Below are 12,079 nucleotides of genomic sequence, written 5' to 3'. Positions count from 1 at the left end.
TTTAAGAAGCCCCCTCTTCAAGGCCCTTCGGCCCTGCGGCGGGCACGGCGGGACTATCCTTTGGCCATGCCCGACGCGCTGCTCATCGGAATCTCCGCGCGCATCTACCACCCCGGCGAACCGGTGGCCGACACCAGCGGCATCTTCACGAAGACGCTGCACTACCTTGAACAGTCGGTCGCGCACTGGGTGCTGCGCCGCGGCGTGCTGCCGATGATGATCCCGGCGATCGAGAGCGAAGGCCTGATCCGCCCCGGCGAGGTGCGCCTGACCGATTACGCGCGCCACCTCGACGCGCTGGTGCTGCAAGGCGGCAACGACGTCGCACCGCAGACCTACGGCGAGGAGCCGCTGCACCCCGACTGGTCCGGCGATCGCGTGCGGGACCGTTACGAGATCGGCCTGTTCCGCGCCTTCGTCGCGGCGGGCAAGCCGGTGCTGGGCATCTGCCGGGGCTGCCAGCTGATCAACGTCGCGCTCGGCGGCACGCTCTACCAGGACATCGCGACCCAGGTGCCCGAGGCGATCGCGCATCGCGACCTGGTGCGCTACGACCAGCAGTTCCATCCGGTCAACCTGGTGCCGGACAGCCGCCTCGCGCAGCTCTATGACGGCACGACGCGGGCCGAGATCAACTCGATCCACCACCAGGCAATCAAGACGCTCGGCAAGGACCTCGCGATCGAGGCACTGGGCGTGCCCGACGGCATCGTCGAGGCGGTGCGCTGGCGCGGCCCGAGCTACGTGTTCGGCATGCAATGGCACCCCGAGTTCATGGCCCAGCGCCAATTCCACCCCGGCCAGCTCGACGGCGAGCCGATCCTGCAGGACTTCCTCGATGCCGCGCGCGAGCGCAAACATCGAACTTCAAACAACTGAGCCGCACCCGATGCACCGACGCCTGATTGCCACCGCGCTGTCGCTGACCGCCGCCATGCCGGCCTGGTCGTTCTGTCCGCCGCCCGCGCCGACGATGGTGCTCGAGCGCTTCGTGCCGGCCGACTGCGAGCGCTGCTGGACCGCGGCACCGCCGAGCCCCGGCTCGACCCTGTCGCCGCGCGAACGCGTCTTCGCGATGGACTGGATCGTCCCCAGCGCCGCCGGCGACGCCGCGCCGCTGGCCGCGGCCGCCGTGGCGGAGGCGCGCGAACGCGTCGCCGGGGCCGGCGCACTGCCGCCGGACGAGGCGCTGAGCGTCGCGCGTCCGCTGCCGCGGCGCAGCAGCGCCTTGCGGCTCGAGGTCTCCGACGGCCCGGTGGTCAACGGCTACGTCGCGCTGCGCCTCGTCGCGCGCACCAGCGGCGGGGCGCTTCCGAACGGCATCGCCGGCTACATGGCGCTGGTCGAGCGCGTGCCGGCCGGCGAGGAAGGCAGCCCGGTCGACCGCCAGCTCGTGCGCGCGCAGGTCGGACCGCTGTCGCTCGACGGCTTGCGTGTCGGCGCGCCGGTCGAGCACTTCCGCGCGATCCGCCTGCCCGAGACCGCCAAGCCCGAGCGGCTGGCCGCCGTGGGCTGGGTCGAACGCGGCGAGCAGCGCGTGATCGCGATCTCCGCAAGCCCGTCGGTGGCTTGTCCGGCGGTGCCTTGAGCGCCGACATGCCGGCGTAGAATCAGCCACCGGGCCCAAATTTTGGCGCCCGGTTTTTCGTTTCCGGCCCCCGCATGACATGCGGGTCCACGCCGGACGACCGGGCATACGTCAAGTCAAGCGCTCGCAGCCCTTGCGCGGCACTGCGTTCAACGCCGAGCACCCCTGCACGAGCCGCCCCGCACGCTGCCGCGGCGGCTCGCATTGACGAGACCGCTCATGGAAATCTTCGACTACGACAACATCCTGCTGTTGCCACGCAAGTGCCGCGTCGACAGCCGCAGCGAGTGCGACACCTCGGTCGAGTTCGGCGGTCGGCGCTTCAAGCTGCCGGTGGTGCCGGCCAACATGAAGACCGTGCTCGACGAGCCGATCGCGCAGATGCTGGCCGAGACCGGCCACTTCTACGTGATGCACCGCTTCGACCTCGACAACCTGGCCTTTGCCAAGCGCATGCGCGAGCGAGGGCTGTTCGTCTCGATCAGCTCGGGCGTCAAGGCCGCCGACACCGTGGTGATCGACCGCCTCGCGGCCGAGGGCGTGGGTGCCGACTACATCACCATCGACATCGCGCACGGCCACGCCGAGAGCGTGCGCCGCATGATCGAGCACATCAAGCGCAAGCTGCCGCAGGCCTTCGTGATCGCCGGCAACGTCGGCACGCCGGAGGCGGTGATCGATCTCGAGAACTGGGGCGCCGACGCAACCAAGGTCGGCATCGGCCCCGGCAAGGTCTGCATCACGCGCCTGAAGACCGGCTTCGGCACCGGCGGCTGGCAGCTCTCGGCGCTGAAGTGGTGCGCTCGCGTGGCCACCAAGCCCATCATTGCCGACGGCGGCATCCGCCATCACGGCGACATCGCCAAGAGCGTTCGCTTCGGCGCCGCGATGGTGATGGTCGGCTCGCTGTTCGCCGGCCACGAGGAGTCGCCGGGGCAGACGGTCGAGGTCGACGGCAAGCTCTACAAGGAGTACTACGGCAGCGCCTCGGACTTCAACAAGGGCGAGTACAAGCACGTCGAGGGCAAGCGCATCCTCGAGCCGGTCAAGGGCACGCTGCCCGAGACGCTGCGCGAGATGCGCGAGGATCTGCAGAGCTCGATCAGCTATGCCGGCGGCACGCAGCTGGCCGACCTGAAGAAGGTGAACTACGTGATCCTTGGCGGCGAGAACGCCGGCGAGCACCTGTTCATGTAGCCAGGGCTCGCGCGCTGCGTCGCGTCGGCGTGCAAATCTCACGCGCCGGCGCTACCCCTGGAGCCGGTGGAACTAGGGTTAGCACTTAGCATCGCGGGTCGTTTTCCACGAGTCCGTTCAAGTGAAGTTCCTGAGCTCCTCGTTGCGCGCGGTGCCACCCGCCCTCGCGCTGCTGGCCGGCGTGACCCTCGCCGCTCCGTCTCCCCAGGCCGCGCCTGCCCTCGACCCGACGCTCGCGCGCATCAAGGAGCAGCGCGTCATTCGCCTCGGCGTGCGCGAGGTCTCGCGGCCCTTCTCCTACCTCGACGAGAAGAAGCAGCCGGCCGGCTACGCGGTCGACCTGTGCCTGAAGGCCGTCGACGCGGTGAAGGCCGAACTCAAGCTGCCTGACATCAAGGTCGAGTACGTCGTCGTCAGCGGCGCCGAGCGCATTCCGAAGCTGGAGTCCGGCGACATCGACCTCGAGTGCGGCTCGTCGACCAACACCAAGGCGCGCCAGGAGAAGGTCGCGTTCAGCAACACCTACTTCGTCGCCGGCGCGCGCTTCGCGGTGCGCAAGGACGCGGCGTTCGACTCGCTGTCCGCGCTCGAGGGCCGCACGATTGCGCTGAGCAAGGGCACGACGTCCGAGAAGCTGTTCAACCAGATGCAGCAGTCGGGCGGCTTCAAGGTCAACCTGGTGCAGTACCCGAACAACGCCGAGGCGTTCAAGGCCGTTCGCGAAGGCAAGGCCGCCGCGTTCGTGCACGACGACGTGCTGCTGATGGGCCAGATCACTGCGCAGTCGGCCGATGCCGACATGACGGTCACCGGCAGCCCGCTGTCGGTCGAGCCCTACGGCATCATGGCGCGCAAGAGCGATGGCGCGCTGCTGGCGATCGTCGACCGCACCCTCGTCGGGCTGTTCCAGTCCGGCGAGGTGCAAAAGCTGTACGACAAGTGGTTCGACAGCAAGAGCTTCAAGGTGCCGATGTCGCGCCTGACGCGCGACAGCATCGCGCGGCCGACCAAGGAAGCCGGCGTCGCGATGGTCCTGGGCTACTCCCTCTGAGTCGGCTCCGAGGCCGATAGGCGGCCCGTAAAATCGAGCATCCGCGGCGCCCTCCGGGGCGCCGCGCCGTTTCCGAGCCCGCCATGACGACCGAACTCGCCAAGTCCTTCGAACCCGGCCCGATCGAGGCCAAGTGGGCGCCGCTGTGGGAGCGCGCCAAAGCCTTTGCGCCTTCGCTCGACCCGGCCCGGCCGGCCTTCTCGATCCAGCTGCCGCCGCCCAACGTGACCGGCGTGCTGCACATGGGCCACGCGTTCAACCAGACCATCATGGACGCGTTGACGCGCTTTCACCGCATGCGCGGCTTCAACACGCTGTGGGTGCCAGGCACCGACCACGCCGGCATCGCGACGCAGATCGTCGTCGAGCGCCAGCTGCAGCAGCAAGGCCAGAACCGCCACGACCTCGGGCGCAAGAACTTCGTCGCCAAGGTCTGGGAGTGGAAGCAGCAAAGCGGCGCCACGATCACCCAGCAGATGCGACGCGTCGGCGCCAGCGTCGACTGGAGCCACGAGTACTTCACGATGGACGAGAACCTCTCGACCGTCGTCACCGACACCTTCTGCACGCTCTACGAGCAGGGCCTGATCTACCGCGGCAAGCGCCTGGTCAACTGGGACCCGGTGCTGAAGTCGGCGGTGTCCGACCTCGAGGTGGTGAGCGAGGAGGAAGACGGCTTCCTGTGGCACATCCGCTACCCGCTGGCCGACGGCTCGGGCGAGCTGGTGGTCGCGACCACGCGGCCCGAGACCATGCTCGGCGACACCGCGGTGATGGTGCACCCCGAAGACGAACGCTATGCCCACCTGATCGGCCGCAAGGTCAAGCTGCCGCTGACCGATCGCGAGATCCCGGTGATCGCCGACGACTACGTCGACCGCGCCTTCGGCACCGGCGTCGTCAAGGTCACGCCGGCACACGATTTCAACGACAACGCGGTCGGCCAGCGCCACGGCCTGCCGATGATCGGCATCCTCACGCTGGACGCCAAGATCAGCGACGACGCGCCCGAGCCCTATCGCGGGATGGACCGCTTCGTCGCGCGCAAGAAGGTCGTCGCCGACCTCGAGACCCAGGGCCTGCTGGTCGACACGAAGAAGCACAAGCTGATGGTGCCGCGCTGCGAGCGCACGGGCCAGGTGGTCGAGCCGATGCTCACCGACCAGTGGTTCGTCGCGGTCAGCAAGCCGGGCCCGGACGGCAAGTCGATCGCGCAGAAGGCGATCGACGCGGTGAGCTCGGGCCAGGTGAAGTTCGTGCCCGAGAACTGGGTCAACACCTACGACCAGTGGATGAAGAACATCCAGGACTGGTGCATCTCGCGCCAGCTCTGGTGGGGTCACCAGATTCCCGCGTGGTACGGCACCGGCGGTGAGCTGTTCGTCGCGCGCAGCGAGGACGAGGCGCGCGCCAAGGCCATCGCGGCCGGCTACACCGGCGCGCTGACGCGCGACGAGGACGTGCTCGACACCTGGTACTCGTCGGCGCTGGTGCCGTTCTCGACGCTGGGCTGGCCGGCCGAGACGCCGGAGCTGAAAGCCTTCCTGCCGTCGAGCGTGCTGGTCACGGGCTACGAGATCATCTTCTTCTGGGTCGCCCGGATGATCATGATGACGACCCACTTCACCGGCAAGGTGCCCTTCGAGACCGTCTACATCCACGGCATCGTGCGCGATGCCGAGGGCAAGAAGATGAGCAAGTCCGAGGGCAACGTGATCGACCCGGTCGACCTGATCCAGGGCGTCGATCTCGACACGCTGGTCAAGAAGAGCACGACCGGCCTGCGCCGCCCCGAAACGGCACCCAAGGTCGCCGCGCGCGTGAAGAAGGAGTTCCCTGAAGGCATGCCGGCCTACGGCGCCGACGCGCTGCGCTTCACGATGGCCAGCTACGCCAGCCTGGGCCGCAACATCAACTTCGACACCAAGCGCTGCGAGGGCTACCGCAACTTCTGCAACAAGCTCTGGAACGCGACGCGCTTCGTGCTGATGAATTGCGCGGGCCAGGACTGCGGCTTCAAGCCGCACGGCGCCGAGGAGTGCGTGCCCGGCGGCTACCTCGACTTCTCGCCCGCGGACCGCTGGATCACCAGCGAGCTGCAGCGCGTCGAGGCCGCGGTCGCGCAGGCCTTCGGCGACTACCGCCTCGACCTCGCCGCGAACGCGATCTACGGCTTCGTCTGGGACGAGTACTGCGACTGGTACCTCGAGATCGCCAAGGTGCAGTTGCAGACCGGCGACGGCGCGCGCCAGCGCGCCGCGCGCCGCACGCTGATCCGCGTGCTCGAGACCGTGCTGCGCCTGCTGCACCCGATCACGCCCTTCATCACCGAAGAGCTGTGGCAGACGGTGGCCGTGGTCGCCGAACGCAAGGTCGAAGGCGACGGCAAGCTGCTCGCGCATGCGCCGTATCCGCAGGCCCAGCTCGACAAGATCGACCCCCACGCCGATGCCTGGGTCGCCAAGCTCAAGGCCCTGGTCGGCGCCTGCCGCAACCTGCGCGGCGAGATGGGGTTGTCGCCGGCCGAGCGCGTGCCGCTGGTGACGATCGGCGACGCGGCCTTCGTCGGCGAAGCGGCGCCCATCCTGAAGGCGCTCGCCAAGCTCGCCGAGGTGCAGGTGATGGTCGACGAGGTCGCGTTCGCCGCGGCAAGCGCGAACGCGCCGGTCGCCGTGCAAGGCGAAGCCCGCCTGGCGCTCAAGGTCGAGATCGATCTCGAGGCCGAGCGCACGCGCCTGAGCAAGGAAGTGCAGCGACTCGAAGGCGAGATCGCCAAGGCCAACGCCAAGCTGGGCAACGAGAGCTTCGTCGCGCGCGCGCCGGCGGCGGTGGTTGAGCAGGAGCGCGCCCGCGTCGCGGACTTCAGTGCGACCCTTGCTCGCGTGCGCTCTCAGCTGTCGCGTCTGGCGCCGCCGGCGGGCTGAGCGCGGCGTCGTTGGCAGCCGACGGTGCAGGCGCCGATGCCGGCGCCGGCTCCTCGGGCCTCGCCGACTCGACGGCCTTGCTCATCGGCACCGGCGCGATGCCGGTTGCCTCGAGCGGCAAGGGCCCGGAAACCGGGCCGCTGCCGCGCAGCTCGCGCGGGCCGGCCGGTGCGCTGGTGAGGATCTCGTCGAGCCGCTGCGCGACGGCCCACACCGCGCGCTCGCGGGCCTGCGCCGTGTAGCCGGCCAGACGCCGCGTGACGACGACGTTGGACAAGCCGTGCAGCGGTTGCTCCGGCTCCAGCCAGCTGTGGTCGGGATGGTCGAGCCAGGCTGCGGCAATGCGGCCGCTGCGCAGCCCGAGCGCGAGCGCGTTGGGCTCGAAGATCGCCGCGTGCGAGGTGCTGACGATCACCTGGCCGCCGCGCGCTTGCTGCAGGTAGCGCTCGCCGATCAGGCCGCGGTAGCGGCTGTAGTAGGGCAGCTGCACGATCACCGCGTCGGCCGTCTCGAACAACTCGGCCAGCCCCATCGGCTCGATGCGCCAGCGGCCCCAGAGGATGTCGCTCGCGTGCAGCGAGGGGTCGTAGCCGATCAGCCGCGGCCCGAACCCGCTGAGCAGCGCCGCGATCGAGCGCGCCGCCGGCACCATGCCGATCACGCCGATGGTCGACGTCGCCAGTTCGCGCCCGACCAGCGGGATCGGCGGCACCGGCACCAGGCCGCGCAGCATCGACATCACCGCACCGATCGCGAACTCGGCCTCCGACGGGGCCGTGGCGGTCGCGCCGCGCACGACTTCGACGCCGCCGCGCGCGCAGGCATCGATGTCGATGTGCTCGAGCCCGGGGGCGACACGGCCGATCGCGCGCAGCAGCGGCGCGAACGAGAGCATCTGCTCGTCGATGCGCAACGACACCGGCACCAGGGCCGCGCGAACGTTGTAGAGCGCCTGACGGAAGCCGCGCGGGTCCTCGGCGAAATCGGGGGCGTACTGCACACGCTGGCGCGCCTGCAGCCAGCGCAGCACCTCGGACTCAATCGGCTCGGCGATCAGCAGGTCCATGCGTGCGGAACGGATGCGACGCGAAGGCACGCCGCCTGCCCGTGCTCTCCCCTCGGGTGGTGGTGGTCACGACCAGTCGCCATGACACAATGATTTGAGACCGCAACAAAATTGTAAGCATGCACATCAAGAAGGCGATCTACCCAGTCGCGGGGTTGGGAACGCGCTTCCTGCCGGCCACCAAGGCGCAGCCGAAAGAGATGCTGCCGGTGGTCGACAAGCCGTTGATCCAGTACGCCGTCGAGGAGGCCTACGCCGCCGGCATCCGCGAGATGATCTTCGTGACCGGCCGCCACAAGCGGCCGATCGAGGACCACTTCGACATGAGCTTCGAGCTCGAGGCCATGCTCGAGGCGGCGCACAAGCAGGAGCTGCTCGACGTCGTGCGCAGCGTCAAGCCGTCGGACATGGAGTGCATCTATGTGCGCCAGGCCCAGGCGCTGGGACTCGGTCACGCGGTGATGTGCGCGCAGCGGCTGATCGGCGAGGAACCGTTCGCGGTGCTGCTGGCCGACGACCTCATGGTCGGCGAGCCGCCGATCATGAAGCAGATGGTCGAGCAGTTCGCCGAGTGGCGCGCCTCCATCCTGGCGGTGCAGGAAGTGCCGCCCGAGCAGACCAAGCGCTACGGCATCGTCGCCGGCACGCCGGTCAACGATCGGCTGATGGACATCAACCGCATCGTCGAGAAGCCGGCGCCCGACGTCGCGCCCTCGCGCCTGGGCGTGGCCGGTCGCTACATCCTGACGCCGGGCGTCTTCCACGAGATCGCCAACCAGCCGCGCGGCGTCGGTGGCGAGATCCAGCTGACCGACGGCATCGCCGGGCTGCTGCGCCGCGAGAAGGTGTTCGCCTACCGCTACGAGGGCCGCCGCTTCGACTGCGGCAGCAAGGAAGGCTTCCTGGAAGCCAACGTCGAGCTCGCGCTGACGCACCCGGAGCTCGGCGCCGACTTCCGCGCCTATCTCCAGGCCCTGCAGATCTGAGCCTTTCGGCGCCCCAACGACAAAGGCCGCCCGTGGGCGGCCTTTTTGCTGCGCGGGTGGTGCGGAGGAGGCGTCAGCGCCGGCGCAGCACGTGGATGAACTCGTCGCCCAGGTTCTGCTGGTCGAGCAGTTCGTTGCCGGTCTGGCGTGCGAAGGCCTGGAAGTCGCGCACCGAACCCGGGTCGGTGGCCACGACCTTGAGCGTCTGGCCGCTGTTCATCTCCGCCAGCGCCTTCTTCGCCTTGAGGATCGGCAGCGGGCAGTTGAGGCCGCGGGTGTCGAGTTCCTTCGAGATCTCCATGACGGATTCCTTGTCGCGCGTGGCGCTGTGCATTGAATTCTAGGTGGCGCGCCCCCACTCGACCCATTGGGGTTCGACCCCGCGCACGCGCAGCCAGTCGGCCAGCGCGTAGCCGGTGCCCGCGGGCCAGCACTTGACCCGCGCCGGCTCGAACAGCCGGTACTCGGCCAGCTCCGGCGACAGGCGGATCTCGCCGTGCGCGCGCACGTGGTAGGCGATGATCACCTGGTTCATGCGCTGGAAGTCGTAGACGCCGATCAGCGCCACCGACTCGGCCACCAGCGAGGTCTCCTCGGCCACTTCGCGCGTGATGCCCTCCTGCGGCGTCTCGCCGGCCTCCATGAAGCCGGTGATGAGGCCGAACGACTTGCCCGGCCAGGCCGCGTTGCGCGCCAGCAGGAGCTGGCCGTCGCGGTCGGTGCATTCGAGCACCGCGGCGAGTACCGGCGTGGGGTTGTTCCAGTGCGTCCAGCCGCAGGCGGGGCAGCGCAACCGAACCTTGTCCCCGCCATCCTCGGCCGCGCTGATCTCGGCCAGGCCGGTGGCGCAGACCGGGCAGAATCGATAGCCGGGGTTCACGCCGGAAACACACCGGTCGAGAGGTATCGGTCGCCGCGGTCGCAGACGACGAACACGATGGTCGCGTTCTCCACCGTGCGCGCGATCTGCAGCGCGACCCAGCAGGCGCCGGCCGCCGAGATGCCGCCGAAGATGCCTTCCTCGCGCGCGAGGCGGCGCGCCATCTCCTCGGCGTCGGCCTGGTCCACGAGCACCAGCTCGTCGACGCGGCTGGGTTCGTAGATCTTGGGCAGGTAGGCCTCGGGCCACTTGCGGATGCCGGGGATGCGCGAGCCTTCAGCGGGCTGCGCGCCGATGATGCGCACCGCCGGGTTCTTTTCCTTCAGGAACCTGGAGACGCCGGTGATCGTGCCGGTGGTGCCCATCGCGCTGACGAAGTGCGTGATGCGGCCCTCGGTGTCGGCCCACAGCTCGGGGCCGGTGGTCTCGTAGTGCACGCGCGGGTTGTCGGCGTTGGCGAACTGGTCGAGCACGCGGCCCTTGCCTTCGCGCTGCATGCGCTCGGCGAGGTCGCGCGCGTACTCCATGCCGCCGGCCTTGGGCGTCAGCACGATCTCGGCGCCGAAGGCCTTCATCGTCTGCGCCCGTTCGATCGACAGGTCCTCCGGCATGATCAGCAGCATGCGGTAGCCGCGGATTGCCGCGGCCATCGCCAGCGCGATGCCGGTGTTGCCCGAGGTGGCCTCGATCAGCGTGTCGCCCGGCTTGATCTCGCCGCGTTCCTCGGCACGCGCGATCATGCTGATGGCCGGCCGGTCCTTGACCGAGCCGGCCGGGTTGTTGCCCTCCAGCTTGCCGAGGATGACGTTGCCGCGCTTGGCGATCTCGGGTCCGGGAAGGCGCTGCAACTGCACGAGCGGCGTGCGGCCGATGGTGTCTTCGATGGTGAGGTAGCGGGTCATGGCGTCTCGCGAAGAGCTTGCGGCGATTGTGGCAGCAGCGCCGGCAGCCCCGGGCGCGAAGGCATAATCCGCGCCGGTCCTACCTCCCCGCGCGCGGCCCCGCCGCGACGAACCCCTCAAGCCCGGGTGGCGAAATCGGTAGACGCAGGGGACTCAAAATCCCCCGCCGCAAGGCGTGCCGGTTCGAGTCCGGCCCCGGGCACCATGGTTCCCCACCATGGTCAGAGCTAAGTGGTTGATCCTTCGTCGCTCTTCCCACTCTTCGGGCTCGAAGAACGGGGGAAACCTCTTTCACTCTACGGCGTTCTACCCCCTGGGAGGCCTCGTTGTGTTGCCCCTACGTTTCCCCCGCATGTTTCCCCCACCTTTGTAGAATGACGCCGATCTACGGTAGAGGGAGATACCACCATGGCATCATTTGAACCGCGCCCCAATGGGGTTAAGGCCGTCATTAGTCTCGGACGCAAGAAGAAACTCGCGCGGGTGTTTCCGACGCAGCGCGAGGCCGAAGAATGGGCGCGCAAGCAAGAGCTCGCCAAGGATTCTGGAAACCTGAGCGCCGGCGCCGCCACCAGCGTCGCGGTGCTGCTCGAGATTTGGTATGAGCGCGAAGGCGCCCACACCGACTCGGCGGTCTGGAATCTCAACGCGATCAACCGCATCTGCAAAGAGGCCTGGACCCGCCAAGCCGTCGCCCAGGTCACACCCGACGTGATCAACAAGCGCAACCGCGCCCGTATGGTGACGGTCAAGGAAACCTCGGTCGCGCGAGAGATGAATCTCATCAGCAAGGCGTTCACCTACGCGATGGACAGCCTGCTGTGGATCAAGACCAACCCCTGCCGGCGCAGCATCAAGCTCAACAACCACGACCGGCGCGACCGCCTCATCACCCCCGGAGAGATCGCAGCTGTGCGTGCCAGCACTGGCGTCGATGACGACCCGGACCTGCACACCCTGACCGCGCGCGTCGGCGCTTGCTTCCTGGTCTCGATGGAGACCGGCGTGCGCAGCGGTGAGCTGCTGCGCGTGCGCCCCGAGCACTACTCCCCCGAGCGCAAGGTGCTGCGGGTGGCCGCGGCCGAGCGCGGCGGGCGCAAGACGGCCCGCTCTGGCAAGCGCCTGGCCTGGCGCGACGTGCCGCTGACCGACGAGGCGATCCGCTGGCTCGACAAGCTGTTGGCCACGCGCGACAAGAAGCAGCCGTACCTGGTGGGCCTCACCGACTCTCAGCGCGACGCGCTGTGGCGCAAGGCCCGCGATCGCGCGGGCATCGAAGACCTGCAGTACCGCGACCTGAAGCACACCGCCTGCACGAAGCTGGCCGAGCACCTCGACGTGATCGCCCTGTCGCACGCCGTGGGCACGAAGAACCTCAAACTGCTGCGCGACACCTACTACAGCCCGGACGCCGAGCGCCAAGCGCAAAAGCTGCCGGCCCGCCTGGTGGGTTGAAGTCGCGCCCTATTTTCTACCGCAGACTGC

At 68.8% G+C, this 12,079-nt stretch carries 11 protein-coding genes and 1 tRNA gene; 8 read left to right on the top strand and 4 right to left on the bottom strand.

The annotated features are described in order from the left end of the window. The first annotated feature begins 66 nt into the window (after positions 1-66). From ACO2TI_RS07775 to ACO2TI_RS07755, 5 genes are all read left to right on the top strand, one after another. Positions 67-879 (top strand): gamma-glutamyl-gamma-aminobutyrate hydrolase family protein, encoded by an 813-nt coding sequence (locus tag ACO2TI_RS07775; RefSeq protein ID WP_423283259.1) that lies wholly within the window; start codon positions 67-69, stop codon positions 877-879. Between the two features lie 10 nt (positions 880-889). Continuing rightward, positions 890-1,588, top strand: coding sequence for a hypothetical protein (locus ACO2TI_RS07770; protein ID WP_423283257.1), 699 nt, complete (start codon positions 890-892; stop codon positions 1,586-1,588). Between the two features lie 219 nt (positions 1,589-1,807). Then, positions 1,808-2,785, top strand: coding sequence for a GMP reductase (locus ACO2TI_RS07765; protein ID WP_423283256.1), 978 nt, complete (start codon positions 1,808-1,810; stop codon positions 2,783-2,785). 121 nt (positions 2,786-2,906) lie between these two features. Next, positions 2,907-3,836 carry an amino acid ABC transporter substrate-binding protein gene (locus tag ACO2TI_RS07760; protein ID WP_423283255.1) on the top strand — a complete coding sequence of 310 codons (930 nt, stop codon included), beginning with the start codon at positions 2,907-2,909 and terminating at the stop codon, positions 3,834-3,836. Between the two features lie 83 nt (positions 3,837-3,919). Then, positions 3,920-6,760 (top strand): valine--tRNA ligase, encoded by a 2,841-nt coding sequence (locus ACO2TI_RS07755; protein ID WP_423283254.1) that lies wholly within the window; start codon positions 3,920-3,922, stop codon positions 6,758-6,760. Here ACO2TI_RS07755 and ACO2TI_RS07750 read toward each other — a convergent pair. Further along, positions 6,699-7,826: an NAD(P)-dependent oxidoreductase gene (locus tag ACO2TI_RS07750; RefSeq protein ID WP_423283252.1), complete on the bottom strand. Its 1,128-nt coding sequence runs from the start codon at positions 7,824-7,826 to the stop codon at positions 6,699-6,701. The two genes, ACO2TI_RS07755 and ACO2TI_RS07750, sit on opposite strands and share 62 nt — an antisense overlap. 119 nt (positions 7,827-7,945) lie before the next feature. Between ACO2TI_RS07750 and galU the strand changes: the two genes are divergently transcribed. Next, on the top strand, positions 7,946-8,812 hold the full coding sequence (galU, locus tag ACO2TI_RS07745; RefSeq protein ID WP_423283251.1) for a UTP--glucose-1-phosphate uridylyltransferase GalU: 867 nt from the start codon (positions 7,946-7,948) through the stop codon (positions 8,810-8,812). A 73-nt stretch (positions 8,813-8,885) separates the two neighbouring features. Here galU and ACO2TI_RS07740 read toward each other — a convergent pair whose 3' ends face one another. The 3 genes from ACO2TI_RS07740 to cysM are packed head-to-tail and all read right to left on the bottom strand — an operon-like array spanning position 8,886 to position 10,594. Beyond that, positions 8,886-9,113: a sulfurtransferase TusA family protein gene (locus ACO2TI_RS07740; protein WP_423283249.1), complete on the bottom strand. Its 228-nt coding sequence runs from the start codon at positions 9,111-9,113 to the stop codon at positions 8,886-8,888. A 39-nt stretch (positions 9,114-9,152) separates the two neighbouring features. Further along, on the bottom strand, positions 9,153-9,692 hold the full coding sequence (locus ACO2TI_RS07735) for an NUDIX domain-containing protein (protein ID WP_423283247.1): 540 nt from the start codon (positions 9,690-9,692) through the stop codon (positions 9,153-9,155). Further along, positions 9,689-10,594: a cysteine synthase CysM gene (gene cysM / locus ACO2TI_RS07730; RefSeq protein ID WP_423283245.1), complete on the bottom strand. Its 906-nt coding sequence runs from the start codon at positions 10,592-10,594 to the stop codon at positions 9,689-9,691. The genes ACO2TI_RS07735 and cysM overlap by 4 nt, the downstream gene beginning before the upstream one ends. Positions 10,595-10,714: 120 nt before the next feature. Between cysM and ACO2TI_RS07725 the strand changes: the two genes are divergently transcribed. Together ACO2TI_RS07725 and ACO2TI_RS07720 are read left to right on the top strand one after the other, a co-directional pair. Next, positions 10,715-10,799: transfer RNA gene (locus ACO2TI_RS07725), tRNA-Leu, on the top strand. Positions 10,800-11,002: 203 nt separating this feature from the next. Further along, complete coding sequence (locus ACO2TI_RS07720; RefSeq protein WP_423283244.1) at positions 11,003-12,049, top strand: tyrosine-type recombinase/integrase; 1,047 nt, start codon at positions 11,003-11,005, stop codon at positions 12,047-12,049. The last annotated feature ends 30 nt before the right edge of the window (positions 12,050-12,079 follow it).

Origin of the sequence: Caldimonas sp. KR1-144, assembly GCF_049446155.1 — a bacterium.
Taxonomy (GTDB): Bacteria; Pseudomonadota; Gammaproteobacteria; order Burkholderiales; family Burkholderiaceae_C; genus Rivibacter.
Note: the sequence above shows the minus strand (reverse complement) of the source record. Positions and strands in the feature narration are given on the sequence as shown.